19 protein-coding genes are annotated in these 17,603 nt (G+C 63.7%); 9 read left to right on the plus strand and 10 right to left on the minus strand.

Features of this window, described 5'->3' with window-relative positions; all coding sequences use genetic code 11:
• The first annotated feature begins 39 nt into the window (after nucleotides 1-39).
• The 3 genes from ACLH0J_RS15790 to ACLH0J_RS15800 all read left to right on the plus strand — a co-directional run bounded on the left by ACLH0J_RS15790 (nucleotide 40) and on the right by ACLH0J_RS15800 (nucleotide 2,547).
• Nucleotides 40-669, plus strand: coding sequence for a TetR/AcrR family transcriptional regulator (locus tag ACLH0J_RS15790; protein WP_411392733.1), 630 nt, complete (start codon nucleotides 40-42; stop codon nucleotides 667-669).
• On the plus strand, nucleotides 666-1,343 hold the full coding sequence (locus tag ACLH0J_RS15795) for a type 1 glutamine amidotransferase domain-containing protein (protein ID WP_411392734.1): 678 nt from the start codon (nucleotides 666-668) through the stop codon (nucleotides 1,341-1,343). The genes ACLH0J_RS15790 and ACLH0J_RS15795 overlap by 4 nt, the downstream gene beginning before the upstream one ends.
• A 79-nt stretch (nucleotides 1,344-1,422) precedes the next feature.
• The gene (locus tag ACLH0J_RS15800; RefSeq protein WP_411392735.1) at nucleotides 1,423-2,547 is read left to right on the plus strand and encodes an alkene reductase; all 1,125 of its coding nucleotides are present in this window, start codon (nucleotides 1,423-1,425) and stop codon (nucleotides 2,545-2,547) included.
• A gap of 132 nt (nucleotides 2,548-2,679) precedes the next feature.
• Here ACLH0J_RS15800 and ACLH0J_RS15805 read toward each other — a convergent pair whose 3' ends face one another.
• Complete coding sequence (locus tag ACLH0J_RS15805; protein WP_411392736.1) at nucleotides 2,680-3,678, minus strand: NAD(P)H-quinone oxidoreductase; 999 nt, start codon at nucleotides 3,676-3,678, stop codon at nucleotides 2,680-2,682.
• Nucleotides 3,665-4,906: a YbfB/YjiJ family MFS transporter gene (locus ACLH0J_RS15810; RefSeq protein ID WP_411392737.1), complete on the minus strand. Its 1,242-nt coding sequence runs from the start codon at nucleotides 4,904-4,906 to the stop codon at nucleotides 3,665-3,667. Before ACLH0J_RS15810 ends, ACLH0J_RS15805 begins: the two co-directional genes overlap by 14 nt.
• A gap of 110 nt (nucleotides 4,907-5,016) precedes the next feature.
• Between ACLH0J_RS15810 and ACLH0J_RS15815 the strand changes: the two genes are divergently transcribed.
• Complete coding sequence (locus ACLH0J_RS15815) at nucleotides 5,017-5,892, plus strand: LysR family transcriptional regulator (protein WP_411392738.1); 876 nt, start codon at nucleotides 5,017-5,019, stop codon at nucleotides 5,890-5,892.
• Between the two features lie 75 nt (nucleotides 5,893-5,967).
• Nucleotides 5,968-6,342 (plus strand): DoxX family protein, encoded by a 375-nt coding sequence (locus tag ACLH0J_RS15820; protein ID WP_411392739.1) that lies wholly within the window; start codon nucleotides 5,968-5,970, stop codon nucleotides 6,340-6,342.
• Between the two features lie 46 nt (nucleotides 6,343-6,388).
• Here ACLH0J_RS15820 and ACLH0J_RS15825 read toward each other — a convergent pair whose 3' ends face one another.
• Entirely contained in the window at nucleotides 6,389-7,207 is an 819-nt protein-coding gene (locus tag ACLH0J_RS15825) for an alpha/beta fold hydrolase (RefSeq protein WP_411392740.1), read from the minus strand.
• Nucleotides 7,208-7,355: 148 nt separating this feature from the next.
• Here ACLH0J_RS15825 and ACLH0J_RS15830 point away from each other — a divergent pair, with 148 nt between their 5' ends.
• Entirely contained in the window at nucleotides 7,356-8,423 is a 1,068-nt protein-coding gene (locus ACLH0J_RS15830) for an NAD(P)-dependent alcohol dehydrogenase (protein WP_411392741.1), read from the plus strand.
• 137 nt (nucleotides 8,424-8,560) lie between these two features.
• Here ACLH0J_RS15830 and ACLH0J_RS15835 read toward each other — a convergent pair whose 3' ends face one another.
• The 6 genes from ACLH0J_RS15835 to ACLH0J_RS15860 form a co-directional block, all read right to left on the minus strand.
• Nucleotides 8,561-10,033 (minus strand): aldehyde dehydrogenase family protein, encoded by a 1,473-nt coding sequence (locus tag ACLH0J_RS15835; RefSeq protein WP_411392742.1) that lies wholly within the window; start codon nucleotides 10,031-10,033, stop codon nucleotides 8,561-8,563.
• Nucleotides 10,026-10,847 (minus strand): ABC transporter permease, encoded by an 822-nt coding sequence (locus tag ACLH0J_RS15840; protein ID WP_411392743.1) that lies wholly within the window; start codon nucleotides 10,845-10,847, stop codon nucleotides 10,026-10,028. Before ACLH0J_RS15840 ends, ACLH0J_RS15835 begins: the two co-directional genes overlap by 8 nt.
• Nucleotide 10,848: 1 nt before the next feature.
• Nucleotides 10,849-11,757: an ABC transporter permease gene (locus ACLH0J_RS15845; RefSeq protein ID WP_411392744.1), complete on the minus strand. Its 909-nt coding sequence runs from the start codon at nucleotides 11,755-11,757 to the stop codon at nucleotides 10,849-10,851.
• A gap of 31 nt (nucleotides 11,758-11,788) precedes the next feature.
• A complete protein-coding gene (locus tag ACLH0J_RS15850) occupies nucleotides 11,789-12,931 on the minus strand; it encodes an ABC transporter substrate-binding protein (protein WP_411392745.1) in 1,143 nt (380 codons plus the stop codon).
• A 32-nt stretch (nucleotides 12,932-12,963) separates the two neighbouring features.
• On the minus strand, nucleotides 12,964-14,076 hold the full coding sequence (locus ACLH0J_RS15855) for an ABC transporter ATP-binding protein (protein ID WP_411392746.1): 1,113 nt from the start codon (nucleotides 14,074-14,076) through the stop codon (nucleotides 12,964-12,966).
• 100 nt (nucleotides 14,077-14,176) lie between these two features.
• The gene (locus tag ACLH0J_RS15860) at nucleotides 14,177-14,986 is read right to left on the minus strand and encodes a response regulator transcription factor (RefSeq protein ID WP_411392747.1); all 810 of its coding nucleotides are present in this window, start codon (nucleotides 14,984-14,986) and stop codon (nucleotides 14,177-14,179) included.
• Between the two features lie 387 nt (nucleotides 14,987-15,373).
• On the opposite strand from ACLH0J_RS15860, the gene ACLH0J_RS15865 reads away from it, so the two are divergent.
• The gene (locus ACLH0J_RS15865; RefSeq protein ID WP_411392748.1) at nucleotides 15,374-15,874 is read left to right on the plus strand and encodes a hypothetical protein; all 501 of its coding nucleotides are present in this window, start codon (nucleotides 15,374-15,376) and stop codon (nucleotides 15,872-15,874) included.
• A gap of 4 nt (nucleotides 15,875-15,878) precedes the next feature.
• Here ACLH0J_RS15865 and ACLH0J_RS15870 read toward each other — a convergent pair whose 3' ends face one another.
• On the minus strand, nucleotides 15,879-16,178 hold the full coding sequence (locus ACLH0J_RS15870) for a hypothetical protein (protein WP_411392749.1): 300 nt from the start codon (nucleotides 16,176-16,178) through the stop codon (nucleotides 15,879-15,881).
• Between the two features lie 217 nt (nucleotides 16,179-16,395).
• Here ACLH0J_RS15870 and ACLH0J_RS15875 point away from each other — a divergent pair, with 217 nt between their 5' ends.
• Nucleotides 16,396-17,040, plus strand: a complete 645-nt coding sequence (locus ACLH0J_RS15875) for a secretin and TonB N-terminal domain-containing protein (protein WP_411392837.1) — start codon at nucleotides 16,396-16,398, stop codon at nucleotides 17,038-17,040.
• Nucleotides 17,037-17,582 carry an RNA polymerase sigma factor gene (locus ACLH0J_RS15880; RefSeq protein WP_411392750.1) on the plus strand — a complete coding sequence of 182 codons (546 nt, stop codon included), beginning with the start codon at nucleotides 17,037-17,039 and terminating at the stop codon, nucleotides 17,580-17,582. The genes ACLH0J_RS15875 and ACLH0J_RS15880 overlap by 4 nt, the downstream gene beginning before the upstream one ends.
• Nucleotides 17,583-17,603 lie beyond the last annotated feature (21 nt).

Genomic DNA, 17,603 nt, shown 5'->3' on the forward strand with positions numbered 1-17,603 from the left:
CCACGAACTAGACGACTGGTCTAATCGGCGGAGTGAAGCATGAGCAGCGAAACGAAAAATGCACGGCAGACCATTCTGGACACGGCGCAGTCGATTGTGGGCCGTAAAGGATTTTCTGCGGTGGGGTTGAACGAAATACTTCAAGCCGCCGACGTGCCCAAAGGTTCGTTCTATCACTACTTCAGCTCCAAAGACGCATTTGGCGTGGTCTTGCTCGACACCTACTTCGATAACTATGTGCAGGGCATGCAGCACCTGTTCGACCAGCCGGGTTTATCCCAACTCGCCAAGTTGATGCGGTATTGGCAATGCTGGATCGACAATCAGACCGGCTGCACCGATGCGGGCAAATGCCTTGCCGTCAAACTCGGCGCGGAGGTGTCTGACCTTTCAGAACCCATGCGCCTGGCGCTGCAACGCGGCACTTCACGCACCATCGAACTGCTCGCCGTGGCCATGGCGCGCGGGGTTGCCGACGGCTCTCTGTTGCTGCAACACCGCCCACAGGACCTGGCCCGCCAGCTGTACGCGCTGTGGCTGGGGGCCAGCGTCATGGGCAAGATCACCCGAACCTCCACGCCGTTCGACGAGGCGTTGCGGTTGACCCGACAGCTGTTGGGCTGCCCTGAACACACCGACATTCACACCGACCGAGGCACTGGAACATGAAAGTATTAATGGTACTGACCTCTCACGACCAACTGGGCGACACCGGTCGCAAGACCGGCTTCTGGCTGGAAGAATTCGCCGCACCCTATTACGTGTTCAAGGACGCCGGCGCCGACGTGGTGCTGGCATCCCCGGCCGGTGGCCAGCCGCCGCTGGACCCGGTGAGCGACCAGGCGGATGCACAAACCGAACAGACCCGCCGCTTCGCCGCCGACCCGGCCGCGCAACAGGCTCTGGCGACTACCGTCAAGCTGGACACGGTCAACACCGCCGACTTCGATACGGTGTTCTACCCCGGCGGTCACGGGCCACTGTGGGACCTGGCGGAGTCGCCGGTGTCCATCGCGCTGATCGAGTCGTTCGAGCGCGCCGGCAAGCCCATCGGCTTTGTCTGCCATGCGCCGGGCGCCTTGCGTCACGTCAAGGCGGTCAATGGCGAACCGCTGGTCAAGGGGCGTCGCGTCACCGGCTTCTCCAACGCCGAAGAGGCGGCGGTGGGCTTGACGGATGTGGTGCCGTTCTTGATCGAAAATGAATTCAAGGCCCTGGGCGGCAAGTATGAGAAGGGTGCCGATTGGCAGTCCTTTGTCCTGGAAGATGGGTTGTTGATCACCGGCCAGAATCCTGCAAGTTCCAGCGCTGTCGCAAAAGCCCTGCTGACACTCACCGCTTAAGTTAATCAACCGCTCGATGAATTGGCGACTCTCAAGAGTCGCCAAGGCTTTAGTTCGTCCTGAATTTGGAATATTGCCAATGACTGCTCACGTATTAAGTTCCCCGATCAAACTGGGGCACCACACGTTAAACAACCGGGTGGTCCTGCCGCCCCTGACCCGTCAGCGCAGTGCGCAACCCGGCGATATCGCCACCGACCTGATGGCCGAGTATTACCGTCAGCGCGCCGGTGCCGGTTTCATGGTCAGCGAAGGTACGCAGATCGAGCCCCGTGGCCAGGGTTACGCGTGGACGCCGGGGATCTATTCGGCGGCGCAGATCGACGGCTGGCGCAAGGTCACCGACGCCGTGCATGCCGACGGCGGGGTGATCTTTGCCCAACTGTGGCATGTGGGCCGCGTGTCCCATAACGCCTTGCAGCCCGGCGGCGCAGCACCTGTGGCCCCGTCGGCGATCCAGGCGGTGCAAGCCAAAGCCTTTATCGAAACCGGGCCGGGCGTCGGTGAACTGATGCAACCGCCGGTGCCGCGCGCACTGAGCGTGCTTGAGATCGAGGCATTGGTCGCGCAGTACGCACAGGCGGCGCGCAATGCATTGGACGCAGGGTTTGACGGCGTGGAGATCCATTCGGCCAACGGTTACCTGGTCAACCAGTTCATCTCCGCCCATTCCAACCAGCGTGACGACGAATACGGCGGCTCGCTGCACAACCGCCTGCGTTTTCTGCGCGAGATCGTCGAAGCCGTGTGCAAGGTCGTCGGGCCGGAACGTTTGGGCGTGCGTTTTTCACCGCTATTCAGCGGCACCGATGAGGACCGCGTGTACATCGGCCTGGTGGAAGACGACCCGCACCACACCTATATCGAAGCGATCAAGGTATTGGAGCAATCGGGCATCGCTTACGTTTCCATCGCCGAGGCCGATTGGGATAACGCCCCGGTGTTGCCGGACACGTTCCGCGCCGCGGTGCGCAACACCTTCAGCGGCCGCATCATTTACGCCGGCCGTTACACCGCCGAGCGTGGCGCGGACTTGGTGCAAGCGGGGTTGGCGGACCTGATTGCGTTCGGGCGGCCGTTCATTGCCAACCCGGATCTGCCGCAGCGGATGTTCAATGGCTGGCCGTTGAATCCGCTGAAGGCAGAAGGGTTGTATGGCGGAACGGAGGCAGGGTACATCGATTACCCCGCCTACCCCGCATAAGCATGGCGCCACCGATCGATGTGGGAGGGGGCTTGCTCCCGATGGCGGTGTATCAGTCAGATGATCTGTATCTGGAGGATCGCTATCGGGAGCAAGCCCCCCTCCCACAGGTGTTTTGTGGTGAGTTCCAGATCAGTTCACGCGCAACATGATCTTGCCAATGTGGTCCCCGGCTTCCATCCGCGCATGGGCCTGGGCGGCGTCGGTGTAGGCGTAGACTTTGTCGATGATCGGCAGGCAGCGCCCGGCGGCCAGCACTGGCCACACGTAATCGCGCAGTTGCTCGGCAATCGCGGCCTTTTCATCCGTGCTGCGCGGGCGCAACAGTGAACCGGTGATCACCGCGCGCTTGGCGAGGATGGTCAATAGGTCGACGTCATGGGCCTTGCCGCCGCCGAGGAAGCCGAGCATCACCAGGTGACCGTCCATGGCCAGGGCCTTGAGGTTGTTGTTCAGGTACGAGGCTCCCATGATGTCGAGGATCACGTTCACGCCCTGGCCGGCGGTGCGTTCGGCGATGACCTGGGCAAAGTCCTGCTCGCGGTAATTGATCGGCTCGGCGCCCAGGGTGGCGATGGCTGCGCATTTGTCGGCGCTGCCGGCTGTGGCGAAGGCCTGGATGCCGAACTCGTGGCAGAGCATCAAGGCGGTGGTGCCGATGCCACTGGTGCCGCCGTGGATCAACACGCGCTGGCCATGGTGCGCATCGCCGAGACCGAACAGGTTGGCCCACACGGTGAAGAAGGTTTCCGGCACGGCGGCGGCTTGAATCCAGTCCATGCCGTCGGGGATCGGCAGCGCCTGGCTGGCCGGCACGCTGCAAAATTGCGCATAGCCGCCGCCGTTGGTCAGGGCACAGACCTTGTCGCCGAGGGTGTACGCCGTGACGCCGTCACCCAGCGCCACCACTTCACCGGCCACTTCCAGACCGGGGAGCGGGTTCATGTCGGGCCTCATCGGGTACTTGCCGGCGCGTTGCAAAGCGTCGGGGCGATTGACCCCGGCGGCGTGCACGCGAATCAAAATCTCGCCGGGCCCGGCCACCGGTACGTCCGCGCGGCGCGGTTGCAGCACCTCGGGGCCACCGGGGGTGGTGATTTCGATCAGGGTCATTTCTTTAGGAAGCGTCATTTGAGAGTACCTGTAGCGGTGAGCATAGGGGGTGGGACTGTAGTGAGGGGCGGCGGTTCAGCACGATCATGCCCAGCTCCAGCGGCAACGCGACCACTATGGCCCCGGCCGCGAGCATGAACAACAGCGCATGCTGGCCGCCGCTGCTGTTGAACAGGGCCGAGTAGGCAAAGCCGGACAGCGCCTGGAATGACGCGAAGGACACCGTCGCGCGGCTCCAGGCCACGTGCTGCCGATGGGGCTCGGGCAACAATTCATGCACGCGCGCCAGGGCCAGCGGCACGATGCCAGGCGGAAACGAACCGAGGATCACGGCCAGCACCGCGAGGGCGCTAAACGAGCCGGCAAAGGGCAGCGCGCCAACGGCGATCGCTTGCACCACCAGCACCGCACGAATACTCACGCGCGCGCCGAGCTTGTCGGCCAGGAACCCATAAGTGACCGGCCCGACAATCGCACCCAGGCCATACATCACCCAGATCAGCGCGCCCACCTGTGCCCCGTCACCCAGCCCGCGCGCCACGTAATCCACCAGGAACACCATGGCCGGCACCAGGCCCGCCGCCATGAAGGCGTACTGGGCGAACAACAGGTACACGCCGGCCGGCGTCGGTGCCGGCGCGCCTCCGTGGGCTGCGGTTTCGTGCGGCGTGCTGGCGGGCCAGGCGAACCAACTGGCGGCGGTCAATACCAGCGCCAATAGGCCCAGGCCGAACCAGGTCTGCTGCAATCCAAGGCTCAGCAGCGGCGGCACCAGCGTGCCGGAGGCGGCAATGCCCAGGCCGATGCCCAAAAAGATCGCGCCGCTGGCCAGGCCCCGGCGTTCAGCGGGTACATGGGGCAGCACGGTCGCCGCCACCAGCACCATGATCGCGCCACCGGCGATCCCCGACAGCAGGCGCCAGGCGAAGAACCACACCACCGACAGCGGGAAGCCACAGGCGAAAAAGGCCAGGGTCACGGCGACCATCATGCTGCGCAGGGCGGTCTGGTGGGAGGTGCGCCGGGCGATGGGGCGACCGATCAGTGCGCCGATCAGGTAGCCCACCAGGTTGGCGGCGCCGAGGTACACCACGTCACTGGCACCAAACCAGTGGGCCTGGATCAGCGTCGGCAGCAATGGCGTATACGCAAAGCGTGCCAGGCCGATGCCGACCAGGCTGGCGCACAGACCGGCGAAGATCGGCAACCACACTGAGCGGCGGGGTGGGGCGTGAATGTCGGGCATGATGGCGGTCCTGGTTTTTTTGCCGGGGTCCAGCATATCCAGGTTTTTCGATGCAATAATGCGGCGAATATACGTCACAGCGATGCATATATGCATCATCAGGAGGCAGCATGAATTGGGACGATGCACGGGTGTTCCTGGCGGTATGCCGCGAGTCGACACTGCGCGGTGCCGCACGGGTCCTGGGCGTCGACCAGGCCACCGTCGGCCGACGGGTCAATGCCCTGGAAAAATCCCTCAGCGCGACCTTGTTCCTGCGCACCTCCGAAGGTTACGCACTGACCGCCGTCGGCGAAGCCGCGTTGCTCTCAGTGGAAAAAATGGAACGCTCGGCGCTCGACCTGGAGCGCCAGATCCAGGGCCTGGATGACCGTCTGATCGGCACCGTCAGGGTCAGCACCACCGACTCCCTGGCCATCGACTTCCTGATCCCCGCCATCGCCCGCCTGCATCACAAGCACCCCGACGTGCGCGTGCAACTGGACGCCTCCACCCAGATCCTCAGCCTGGCCAAGCGCGAAGCCGACATCGCCGTGCGCAACACCCGCCCGGACAACCCGGACCTGATCGCCCGGCGCCTCGCCCGTTGGCCGGTGGGCCTGTTTGCCTCCCAGGGCTATATCGAGCAACACGGTGTGCCGGAACCGGGCAGCCTGTTCGAAGGCCATGACCTGGTGGTCTATCAACCCTATCTGCATACCCACAAGGACATGACGCTGGTGTCGGAGCCCCTGGGGCGCGGGCGTATTGTCGCGGCCTTGAGTTCCAGCCTGCTGGTGCGTCGCTCCATTGCCGCCGGGATCGGCATCGGCGAAATCCCGGTGAACACCGGCGAACGGGATGGGCTGGTCCGCCTGTGGCCCCAGCGGACCCGGCCGTTGCCCTACGATATCTGGCTGGTGACCCACGCCGATCTGCGGCATACCGCGCGGGTGCGCGCGGTGATCGATGAAATCGTCGCCGGGTTCGCCGCGACGGGGGAGTGAGGTGAGCACACGGTTGCAAGCGCACGCGCGACCCAGGCGACAGAATGCCAGTCGGTTAACGAACGGGGAGTGCGTATGAACGAGTCAAAAGCTCAGGACCTGGGCCTGTTGTTTCTGCGGATCAGCGGGGCGCTGTTCCTGTTGGGGGTGCATGGCCTGCCTAAAGTGCTCAACTACAGCGAGCAGTTGAAGCTCATCGAAGACCCTTTCCACCTGGGGGCGCATGTGACGCTGCTGCTGGCGATTTTTGCCGAAGTGCTGTGCCCGCTGCTGATCGTCGCCGGGCTGCTGGTGCGCCTGGCGTGCCTGCCGATCCTGGCGGTGCTGCTGATCGCGATGGTGGTGGTGCATCCTGAGTGGAGCGTGTTCGAGGGGCAGTTCGGCTGGCTGTTGCTGATCATCTTCACCAGCCTTCTGATTGCGGGGCCGGGGCGTTTGCGTCTGGCCTGAGATAAAAAAAGGCCGGGCAAGCCCGGCCAAATAAGGAGAGGGTGTATCAGCGGGTCAGGAACGCCAACAGGTCTTCGTTGAGCTGTTGGGTGTGGGTCACCGCAAACCCGTGGGGCGCGTCCTTGTAGACTTTCAGCTCGGCGCCCTTGATCGACGCGGCGGCCACCTTGCCGGTGGTCTCGAACGGCACGATCTGGTCGCCATCGCCGTGGATCACCAGGGTCGGTACGTCGATCGTGGCCATGTCCGGGCGGAAGTCGGTGTCGGCGAAGGCGGTGACGCAATCCACGGTGGATTTGAGCGACGCCAGCAGGGCGATTTGCAGGGTCTGGGTCAGCACGCCTGGGGAGACTTTCTGGCCTTTGTTGATGCCGAAGAAGGGCGTGTTGAAGTCCGCGATAAATTGCGCGCGATCCTTGAGCAGCCCGGCCTTGATGCCCTCGAACACGTCGGCGGGAACGCCTTGCGGGTAGTCCGCTTTCTGCCCGAACGCCGGCGTGACCGCGCCCAGCAGCACCAGGCCGGCCACCCTTGCACTGCCGTGGCGGGCGATGTAGCGGGTCACGTCGCCGCCGCCCATGGAGAAGCCCACCAGGGTCACGTCCTTGAGGTCCAGGTGTTCGATCAACTGGGCGATGTCGTCGGCGAAGGTGTCGTAGTCGTTGCCGGTCCACGGTTGGTCCGAGCGGCCAAAACCACGGCGGTCGAACGCAATGGTGCGAAAGCCACGGCTGCTCAGGTATTCCATCTGGTATTCCCACATGTCGGCATCCAGTGGCCAGCCGTGGCTGAACAGCACGGGCTTGCCGCTGCCCCAGTCCTTGAAATAGATCTGGGTACCGTCTTTTGCCACAAATGTGCTCATGCAAAAACTCCTGGTTGAGGGGCGGAAATGCTCCAGCTGACTATTGCCGTAAACCGGACGAAGGGCTTGTACGGGTGTGCTCGGTTGAACGGTTCCGGGTCTATGCTGGTCCACTGACCTCTACCGTCAGCTCACACAGGTGAACGAAATGGCCAAGACTTACAGTTACGCCGCGCAGAACGCCAAGGACTCACTCAAGCCCTTCACCTTCGAGCGCCGCGCGCCGGGGGCCGAGGATGTCCAGATCGACATTCTTTACTGTGGCGTCTGCCACTCCGACCTGCACACCGTGCGCAACGAGTGGAACAACACCCTGTACCCGTCGGTGCCAGGCCATGAAATTGTCGGCCGCGTGACAGCGGTGGGCGCCGATGTGAAGACATTCAAGGTCGGCGACCTGGCCGGTGTCGGGTGCATGGTCGACAGCTGCCAGCACTGTGCGTCCTGCGCCGAAGGCGAGGAGCAATACTGCGAGAACGGCTTCACCGGTACCTACAACGGCCCGGTGTTCGGCGGTGAAAATACCTTCGGCGGTTACTCGGACTCCATCGTGGTCAAGGAGAAGTTCGTGCTGCGCATCTCCCACGACGACAGCAACCTGGCCGCCGTGGCGCCGCTGTTGTGTGCGGGCATTACCACCTATTCGCCGCTGCACCACTGGAAGGTCGGCCCCGGTACCCAGGTCGGCGTGGTCGGCCTGGGAGGCCTGGGCCATATGGCGGTGAAGATCGCCCACGCCATGGGCGCCCACGTCACGTTGTTCACCACCTCACCGAACAAACGCGAAGATGGCCTGCGCCTGGGCGCCGACCGGGTGGTGGTGTCGAAGAACCCGGACGAAATGGCCAAGCTCGCCAACAGCCTGGATTTCATCCTCAACACCGTGGCCGCGCCGCACAACCTGGATGCGTTCCTCAACCTGCTCAAGCGCGACGGCACCATGACCCTGGTCGGCGCCCCCGACAGCCCGCATCCGTCGCCGACGGTGTTCAACCTGATCTTCAAGCGCCGCAGCCTGGCCGGTTCGTTGATCGGCGGTATCCAGGAAACCCAGGACATGCTGGATTTCTGCGCCACGCACGGGATCGTCTCGGATATCGAAATGATTGATATCCAGGGCATCAACGAGGCTTACGAGCGCATGCTCAAGGGCGATGTGAAGTATCGGTTCGTGATCGACATGGACAGCCTGAAAAAACAAAGCCACGCCGCCTGACCCTGGTAGGAGCCGGCTTGCCCGCGAAGAACCCAAGCTCGCGCCTACAATGGCCGGCAGTTGTAGGCGCGGTGTTTGAAAGGGATCGTCGCCCCCAGCAGCGTCGCCAGGGGGCGATGAAAATCCGCTCAAAAGGTCTATTTCAGGTACCAGCCCCACGGCTCTTCGCTGACGTACTCCGTGACCTGCTTGACCTCCAGGTAGTTGTGTAAGCCCCATTCCCCCAGTTCGCGGCCGATGCCGCTGTGTTTCATGCCGCCCCATGGCGCTTCGACGAAGGTGGGTTGCGAGCAGTTGACCCAGACAATCCCGGCCCGCAGTTGGTTGGCCACCCGCGTACTGCGTTGCGGGTCGGCGCTCATCACCGCCGCCGCCAGGCCGAAGCGGCTGGCGTTGGCCATCTGCAGCGCCTGCTCCTCAGTCTTGAAGCGCTTCACACACAGCAGCGGTCCGAACACTTCTTCGCGCCAGAGGATGCTGTTGTGCGCCGGCTCGTCGAAGATCGCCGGCTCCATGAAATAGCCCTTGTCCAGGTGAGCAGGACGTTTGCCGCCGGTGAGCAGGCGGGCGCCGCTGGCCAGGCCCTGGTCGACAAACCCGAGCACCTTGTCATATTGCCCCTGGCTGACCAGCGGCCCGAGTAGCACACCGGGTTCCAGGCCCGGGCCGAGGGTGATTTTGCGGGTTTCATCCACCAGCCGCTCGATCAGGCGCGCGGCGATGCCGTCCTGCACCAACAGGCGCGAAGTGGCGCTGCACACTTGGCCCTGGTTCCAGAAAATCCCGAACAGAATCCACTCCACCGCCGCTTCGACATCGGCGTCATCGAACACGATAAACGCGGATTTACCACCCAGTTCCAGGCTGATGTTCTTGATGTCCCGCGCCGCCGCCGACATGATTTTCGCCCCGGTGGGCACGCTGCCGGTGAAGGCCAGTTTGTCGACGCCGGGGTGCTCGGTCAGCGCACTGCCAGCCTCGGCGCCCAGGCCGGTGACCACGTTCAACACGCCGGGCGGCAGGCCGATACGGTCTGCGGCGCCCGCCAGCTCCAGGGCGGTGAGGGGGGTCAGTTCCGAAGGCTTCAACACCACCGTGGCGCCGGCGGCCAAGGCGGGGGCGACCTTCCACGCGGCCATCAGCAGCGGGTAGTTCCAGGGAATGATCTGCCCGGCCACGCCGATCGGCTCATGGCGGATGCGGCAGCGAAACCGCGCATCGGGCAAGGCCAGCGGCTGATCCTGGCGTGCGTCCAGTTCCCGGGCCAGGCCGGCGTAGTAACGGAAACAGCCGATGGCATCGCCCACGTCCCACAACGCTTCGGGCAGCGGCTTGCCGTTGTCGCGCACTTCCAGTTCGGCCAGCGCCGGCTGCGCGCGTTCCAGTTCGTCGGCCAGGGCGTCGAGCCATTGCCCGCGTTCCTGGCCGCCGGTCTGGCTCCAGCCGTTGTCGAACGCACGACGGGCCGCGCGGACAGCGTGGTCGATGTCTTCTTCGGTGCCGGCGGCGACGCGCTCGAAGACCTGCTCGGTGGCCGGATCGATCACATCGAGGTAGCCGCCCAGGTCAGGGCTGACCCACTGGCCGTTGATATACAGGTGGTCACGCATGGGCAGGCTCCTGGGCGCGGCGGTTTTGCAGGTGGCGGGAAGTGAACAGCAGGATCAGCGACACGCAGATGATCACCGTCGACACGGCATTGATCTCGGGCGTGACCCCACGGCGAATCGACGAAAAGATGTAGATCGGCAAGGTGGTTTCCGGGCCGGCCACAAAGAACGCGATGATGAAATCGTCAAAGCTGAAGGTGAACGCCAACAGGAAGCCGGCCATGATCGCCGGGCTGATCTGCGGCAGGGTCACGCGCCAGAACGTCTGCATCGGCGGCGCATACAGGTCGGCCGACGCTTCCAGCAGTGCTTTGTCCAGGGTGTCGACGCGGCTGCGCACGATGACCATCACCAGGGCCATGGTGAACAGCGAGTGCGCGGCGATCACTGTGAAGAAGCCCATGTTCAGGCGTGGCACGCCCGGCATCCAAGTGGCGAGCAATGGGTTGATCAGGTCGAACAGGCTGATGAAGGCGATCAGCGTAGAGATGCCGATGACGATCCCCGGCACGATGATCGCGCAGTAGGTCAGCGCATCGAACAGCATGCGCACCCGCGCCCCGGCCCGCTGCAGGCCGAACACCGCCAGGGTGCCGAACAGCGTGGCGATCAGCGCCGAACACAGCGCGATAAAGGCGCTGTGCCCCAGGGCTTCCATGATGAACGGGTTGCTGAACGCGCGACCGAACCACTGCACCGAGCAGCATTCGAACGCCAGGCCACTGCGCCCGGCGTTGAAACTGAACAGCACGATCAGTGCAATCGGCGCATACAGAAACAGGTACAGCGAGGTCGAGTAACTGCGCAGCCACATATCACAGGCCTCCGTCGGCAGGGCGGCCGCCATAGCGCGCCACCAGCTTCAAATACACGCCGATGATCACCAGCATCATCGCCACCAGGGTCATCGCCAACGCACTGCCGAACGGCCAGTTGCGCGATTGCAGGAACAGGTCCACCAGGGCATTGCCGACAAAAAACACCTTGCCGCCGCCGAGGATCGCCGGGATCAGGAACTCGCCCATCAGCAGGATGAACACCAGCATCACCCCGGTGATGATCCCCGGCGCCGACAGCGGCAAGGTGATGCGCCGAAAGCTCTCGAAGGCGCTGGCACCGAGGTCGGCCGAGGCTTCAAGCAGGCGTTTGTCGAGTTTCTCCAGGCTCACGTAAATCGGAAACACCATCAGCGGCAGGTAGCCGTAGACGATGCCGATCAGCACCGCCCACGGCGTGTTGATCAAGCGCACATCCTCCAGGCCCAGGCTGGCCAGCAGCGCCGGAATGCCTTTGCCGCTGAGGATGAAGATCCATGCGTAGGTGCGGATCAGGAAGCTGGTCCAGAACGGCACGATCACCAGCGTCAGCAGCAACGAGCGGTTGCGGCTGACCTTGACCGCGAGGAAATACGCCAGCGGGTAGGCGGCCACCAGGCACACCAGCGTGCCCAGCGGCGCCAGCATCAGGGTATTGCCGAACGCCGCTGCCCGCGAACCGAGGTTCAGGTAATTGGCCAGGGTGAAGCCCCCGGCGTAGCCGCCTACGGCACTGCGTTCACCGAAGCTGAACACCAGGATGATCACCAGCGGCATCAACAACAGCAGCAGGAACCACAGGGTCGACGGCAACAGCATCAGCAGGGTGATACGCCGGCCAAGGCTGCGCCGCTGGCGTTCGGGAACGGGCAGGGCGGTCACCGTGGACGGGTGCGTGGCGGCATGCATAGTGGGCTCCTCAGTGGCCATGGCTGAACGATCAGGCGGACTTGAACCGCGCCATCAACTCGGCGCGGGCCGGGCTGGTGAGCGTGGCGGCGGCGCCGAATTCCAGAGGGCTGAGGGCTTCGGCGGCCGGGTACATGATCGGGTCCTCCAGCATCGCCGGCGGCAGCAGTGCGTCGACGCGAGTGTCGCCGCTGGGGTAGCCGTGGCTCAGCACTTCCAGCTTGTTGTGCTGCGGGTCCAGCAGGTAGTTGATGAAGGCGTAGGCGGCGTCCTTGTGCTCCGAACTTTTGGGGATGGCGAAAAAATCACTCCACAACTCGCCGCCTTCCTGGCCCAGGGTGAAATGCATCTGCGGCATATCGCGGTGCAACTGCGACGCGTCGCCGGTCCAGGACATGGCCAGCCAGGCATCGCCGCTGCGCATCGACGGCTGGATGTCCGAGTTGATCGCGAACAGGTGCGGCTTGACCTCGATCAGCAGCTTTTCGGCGTCGGCCAGTTCCTTGGGGTCCAGGGAATTGAAGCTGTAGCCGAAGCTTTTCAGGGCATTGCCGATGGCCGTCAACTGGTAGTCGTGGACCATGGTGCGCCCGCTGGCCGGGCCTTGGGCGGCGGCCCAGAAGGCCTTCCAACTGGCGGGGCCGTTTTTCAGTTTCTCGGTGTCGTAGCACATGCCGGTGGTGCCCCAGTTTTTCGGCACTGCGTAGACCTTGCCGTCGACCGTGCCCTGGGCGATGAATTTCTGTTGGAACGCTGCAGCGTCGAAGTTGGGGATGCGCGACAGGTCCAGCGGCTCGATCAGCCCAAGGCCCACGTAGGTGCTGATGGTGTAGTTGGTCGGCACCAGCACATCCCAGCCGCTGCCGCCGGCCTGCAGCTTGGCGAGCATTTCTTCGTTGGAGCCGAACACGCTCATGGCGACGCGGGCGCCGGTGGTCTTGGCGAAGGCGTCGAGGTTTTCCTGGCTGTGGTAGTTGGGCCAGGTGGCCAGCGACAGGCGATCGCCGAGCTTGCCCGGTTCGGCGGCCTCGGCGCTGGAGGTCAGCAGCCCCGGCATGTTAGTGGCGACGACTGCCGCGGCCAGCCCCAGGCCGGTGCGGCCGAGGAACTCACGGCGGCTGATGGAACCGTTCTGCCAGCTGCGCAGGGTTTTGAGAAAGGTTTTCTGGTCCATGACACGCTCCACACTCGTTTGAGAAAAGTGATTTACAACGCCATGGCCAGGCCATTGGCATGATCCCAGCCGACGCTGACCGCCGCGCCGTGTTCGAACGCCTGTACGCCTTCCTGCTGGCGTGGCACGCGCACGCAGACCACGCCGAAGGCCTGGGTGCGCACACGGTATTCGGTACAGTTGCCCAGGTAGATGCGGTCTTCCACGCAGCCGGGCAGTGACACTTCACGGGCAAGTTCGGCGTCCGCGCCGGTGATGCTGATCAGCTCCGGGCGCACCGCGATGCAGCCCTCGGCATCCGCGCCGAGCGCCTGCCCGGTGGGGGTCAGCGGGCTGGTCAGTTCCAGGCCCTGGGCAGTGCGTAATACCACCGCGTTGCCGTGCAGGCGGCGCACCGTGCCGTTGAACAGGTTGGACTCGCCAATGAAGTCGGCGACGTAACGGCTGGCCGGGGTTTCGTAGAGCTGCTCCGGGGTGGCGGTCTGGATGATCGAGCCGTTGTGCATCACGCTGATGCTGTCGCTCATCGACAACGCTTCTTCCTGATCGTGAGTCACCAGCACAAAGGTGATCCCCACTTCGCGTTGCAGGCGCAGCAGTTCCGATTGCATCTCCTTGCGCAGCTTGCGATCCAGGGCGGCCAGGGGTTCGTCCAGCAACAGCACCGTGGGCTTGTTGACCAGGGCGCGGGCCAGGGCCACGCGCTGTTGCTGGCCGCCGGACAGTTCGCTCGGCTTGCGCTGGCCGTAGCCGCTCAGGCGCACCATCTCCAGGGCCTCGTCGGCCATGCGCAGTTGGGTTTTCTTGTCCGGGCGCGGAGTGCGGTAGCGCAGGCCGTAGGCGATGTTTTGCGCGACCGTCAGGTGCGGGAACAGCGCGTAATGCTGGAACACCATGTTCACCGGGCGCTCGAACGCCGGCACCCCGGCCACGTTCTGTCCGGCCAGGCGCACCTCGCCGCTGGTGGGTTGTTCGAAGCCTGCGATCATGCGCAGGGTGGTGGTCTTGCCGCAGCCCGAGCCGCCGAGAAACGAATGGAATGAACCCCGGCGCACCGAGAAGTTCAGGCCATTGACGGCCTGCACCGCGCCGTAGCGTTTGACCACGTTGCAAAACTCGATGTCGCTGGGCGAAGTGTCGTTCACGGTCTGGCTTCCTCGAAGTGCGGTTTGCGTCGAGGGCCAAACTAGCAATGGGGGTTTTGCGCTGTATATATCCCTTGGGGGATAGAGTCGTTTTCAGCTATCAGGCGACGGCAAGGGGTTCCTGGCCGGTGAGGTCGCGGATAAACAGGCCGAGCAATTCCGATTGGCTGCCGATGCCGAGCTTGGCGTAGATGTTCTTGCGGTGGATCTTCACCGTGCCGGGGCTGATGTTCAGTTGCTCGGCCACCGAGGCGCTGGAGTGGCCGCGCAGCAGCAGTTGCACGATCTCCTGTTCACGCCCGGTGAGAATGTGCGCGCCGAACTGGTCGAAGGCTTCGCGGATCTTGAAGTCCAGGTCCTGGGCCGGACGCGGCTGCTGGGCCTGGCGCAGGCGCCAGGCCTCGCCGATCACCTGTTCGACCACCGCCTGGGCGCATTCGATCAACTGCATTTCGTCGCGGCTGAACGCACAACTGGCGGTCGAGCGCATCAACGACAGCACCGCCGTGGCCCCCGCGCCGAGGTCGACGAAAAACGCGATTTCTTCCGCCAGGCCGGTTTGCTGGTAGTAGGTGAGGTAGTACTCGCCCAGGTAGAAGTGGTCCGGCGCGAACTGGCGCAGGCGCCACAAGCCGGGCGCCTGGCCACGGGTGCAGGCCAGGTAGAACGGGTCGAGCAGGTAGGGGCCGCACTGGTAGTCATCCACGTACACGCCGCGCTTGTCGGCGCCGAAGGTATCGAACAGCGCCAGCGGACGGTGGTTGCCTTCGTAGACGAACAGCACGAAGTGATCCACCGGGCAGACCTGGCGCAGCCACTGGCTGAGGCCTGACAGCCGCGCGTGGCCGGGCGCCAGCGACAAGAGGTGGGCGACGCCGGTGGTCCAGAGCTTCAGTTCCTTGGGGCGCATGGTGGATTCGGATGGCAAGGGAATGGCGAAGGATGCACGAACTGCGCCATGGCCCCGCGGACCCGCAGGCGCGGGGACGGCGCTCAACGGCAAGGCACCGACATGCCCCGCGACGGGGCGGCAATGTTACCGAGTGCTACATTTTTGTTTCCGCAGAGTCGACGCGGATGTCGAGGAAAATGAATCGCTTTTTCGGGGCGGATGCCAAGTCGTCGATCGGTGACCAGTAGTTGAACAGGGCGTTTGTCAGGAGTAGTGGCTCAAGGCCATGTCATCGGCTATTGTCCGCTTTCGCACTGGTGCCCACTGGCATTGCTTATGGTGCGCCAGGAAAGATAAGGACTGTAGTGGCCGTTTCCCTTACGGGACGGTCCGAAGGGAGACCCTATGATCAGCAATACGTTTACGGCCTGCTGGCCTGATTATTTTGACGTCAATGTCGACATTGCCTGGACGCCCCCTGCACCCCACGACCTGCTGTTTTCCAACGGCATTCCTGAAAATGAATACGCTTATTTCTACGCCATCGTTGCGAGGGTCGATAAGGGCTGGTGGCCTTACTACATCGGGATGACTTACCGGCAAACCGCTGCTGTGCGCCATCGACAAGGGGACCATGTGCGGCGTCTGGCCAAACTGCGTGAGAACCATCCGGGAGTGACGTTCAGCATTTGCCTGGGTGTGCCGACTTTTCTGGTTGGCCGAGATGACCCTGGCACGATCGAAGATATTGAAGGCATGTTGATCTATGCGAATTGGCATGAAGACATGGTGAATATTCGTGGCGTCGACACGTTTCGCTCACGCCAGCAAATCTATGTGCGCAATTCGGGCTGGACTGAACACCTCTACAAGGAAGTGTCCTACGGGATGTTCTATCGGGACTGATCCCTCAAGGCCGCTGCGGCTTCACCGACGTGCCGAAGGTATTGCCCATGCGCACACTGGTCGCCGCCGGGGTGGCCAGCCCCACCTTGTTCGGCAGCTTTTTTTCCACGGAGACGTTCTGCGCCTCGCGGTTTTTTTGCGCGGCCTTGGTCGCATTCGTCTCACTGCCCATCTGCTGGCTCAAACAGCCATAGTCGGGGGCCTTGTAGCCATCCACCGCGACTTCGGTGCAGCTGTCGGCATGGGCGAGCAAGGGCAGGGCGGTGCACAGCAACAGGCTGGCGAGGGTCGGTAAACGTTTCATCGGGGCCTCCTGGCGGGCCCGGTAGGGTGGGCCGTTATGGTGGGCAAGTTTAGTGCAGCGGGCCTCCCGTCACCGTGATGTTTTTTTTGCTATCACCGTAACATCAGGTTCATACACTGGCCTCAGGATGACGGTTTTCTAGGGTGCGTTGGTCGTGCCGCGATGCAGAGCTTGGGGTGAACAGAGGGCCTGGAGGCGTGGCGTATGCGCCCTGGTCCTGCTGTTGCTGCTGGCCGGTGGTCGCGCGGCGCAGGCGGAGTCACCCCAACTGTCGTTGGACCTGCCGGCGCAGGACTTGGAACATGCACTGCAAGCGTACAGCCGCGCCACCGGGATGGCGGTGCTGGTCGACCGTGAACTGACGCGGGGCCGGCGCTCTATCAGTGTGCGCGGTCGTTTCACGGCGCAGGAGGCGTTGGCGATGTTGCTGACAGGGAGTGGCCTGATGGCGCGCTATGCACGCGGTGATGCATTCACCCTGCAGTTGCCCGTCGTCAGCGCACCGCCCGTGGCCCGTGGTGAGGCGGCACGTCGTGCAGCACGGATCAACAGCAGTTACGCCACCGCCTTGCAGCGGGCCATCGAAGTCAGCCTGTGCCGCTCGTCACTGACGCGCCCCGGCAGTTTCAGGGCGCTGGTGCAGGTCTGGGTCAACCCGCAAGGGATGATTGAACACAGCCGGCTGGTCAGTTCCACCGGCGATGAACAACGCGATGAAGCACTGGTGCGCAGCCTGGGCACTGCGCGGGTCGAACGCCCGGCGCCGAGTTCGCTGCGCCAACCGCTGACTTTACTTTTGATGCCCGACACAACAGGAACGCGCATGGACTGCACAGCCGGAAAAGGAGGCTCGGACGGATGAAAGACACCGGGCACAGTACGATGGTCAGCTTGTTTCTGGCCTCCTACGAAGACTTCAAGGTGCGCTTGCGCAAGCGTCTGGGTTCGGAGGACCTGGCCAATGACGTCCTGCACGAAACCTACCTGCGCGTCGACCGCATGGACGTGCCGCCCAACCTGGCGCAACCCAATGCCTACCTGTACCGCATGGCCCTGAACATCGCCGCCGACCGCCGCCAGGCCGATGCGCGCCTGCTCACCGGCAGCGAGGTGGAAGAACTGCTGCAAAGCGCCGACGAAGCCCAGGACCCCTCGCGGGTGGTGGGCGGTCAGAAAGAAATCCAATCCCTGGTCAAAGCCCTCTATGAGCTGCCGGCGCGCCGCCGCAAGATCCTCATCGCCGCGCGCCTTGAGGAAGCGCCGCACGTGGAAATCTCCCAGCGCTTCGGCATTTCCACGCGCATGGTCGAGAAGGAAATCAAGGCCGCCCTGGGCCACTGTGCCAAGCGCCTGGAAAGAAAAGTGATCCAGCGGTTCGGTCCCGGGGCCGGAAAACCGTCTTAGAGTTGAGTCCCTGATAAAACC

This window comes from Pseudomonas sp. MPB23 (assembly GCF_046605395.1).
Classification (GTDB): Bacteria; Pseudomonadota; Gammaproteobacteria; order Pseudomonadales; family Pseudomonadaceae; genus Aquipseudomonas.

Coding starts and splice junctions, on each gene's coding strand:
- ACLH0J_RS15795 (WP_411392734.1), top strand. CDS start 666: ATGAAAGTATTAATGGTACTGACCTCTCACGACCAACTGGGCGACACC.
- ACLH0J_RS15820 (WP_411392739.1), top strand. CDS start 5,968: ATGAACGAGTCAAAAGCTCAGGACCTGGGCCTGTTGTTTCTGCGGATC.
- ACLH0J_RS15870 (WP_411392749.1), bottom strand. CDS start 16,178: ATGAAACGTTTACCGACCCTCGCCAGCCTGTTGCTGTGCACCGCCCTG.
- ACLH0J_RS15840 (WP_411392743.1), bottom strand. CDS start 10,847: ATGTGGCTGCGCAGTTACTCGACCTCGCTGTACCTGTTTCTGTATGCG.
- ACLH0J_RS15850 (WP_411392745.1), bottom strand. CDS start 12,931: ATGGACCAGAAAACCTTTCTCAAAACCCTGCGCAGCTGGCAGAACGGT.
- ACLH0J_RS15830 (WP_411392741.1), top strand. CDS start 7,356: ATGGCCAAGACTTACAGTTACGCCGCGCAGAACGCCAAGGACTCACTC.
- ACLH0J_RS15880 (WP_411392750.1), top strand. CDS start 17,037: ATGAAAGACACCGGGCACAGTACGATGGTCAGCTTGTTTCTGGCCTCC.
- ACLH0J_RS15860 (WP_411392747.1), bottom strand. CDS start 14,986: ATGCGCCCCAAGGAACTGAAGCTCTGGACCACCGGCGTCGCCCACCTC.
- ACLH0J_RS15835 (WP_411392742.1), bottom strand. CDS start 10,033: ATGCGTGACCACCTGTATATCAACGGCCAGTGGGTCAGCCCTGACCTG.
- ACLH0J_RS15805 (WP_411392736.1), bottom strand. CDS start 3,678: ATGACGCTTCCTAAAGAAATGACCCTGATCGAAATCACCACCCCCGGT.
- ACLH0J_RS15825 (WP_411392740.1), bottom strand. CDS start 7,207: ATGAGCACATTTGTGGCAAAAGACGGTACCCAGATCTATTTCAAGGAC.
- ACLH0J_RS15800 (WP_411392735.1), top strand. CDS start 1,423: ATGACTGCTCACGTATTAAGTTCCCCGATCAAACTGGGGCACCACACG.
- ACLH0J_RS15815 (WP_411392738.1), top strand. CDS start 5,017: ATGAATTGGGACGATGCACGGGTGTTCCTGGCGGTATGCCGCGAGTCG.
- ACLH0J_RS15865 (WP_411392748.1), top strand. CDS start 15,374: ATGATCAGCAATACGTTTACGGCCTGCTGGCCTGATTATTTTGACGTC.
- ACLH0J_RS15790 (WP_411392733.1), top strand. CDS start 40: ATGAGCAGCGAAACGAAAAATGCACGGCAGACCATTCTGGACACGGCG.
- ACLH0J_RS15845 (WP_411392744.1), bottom strand. CDS start 11,757: ATGCATGCCGCCACGCACCCGTCCACGGTGACCGCCCTGCCCGTTCCC.
- ACLH0J_RS15810 (WP_411392737.1), bottom strand. CDS start 4,906: ATGCCCGACATTCACGCCCCACCCCGCCGCTCAGTGTGGTTGCCGATC.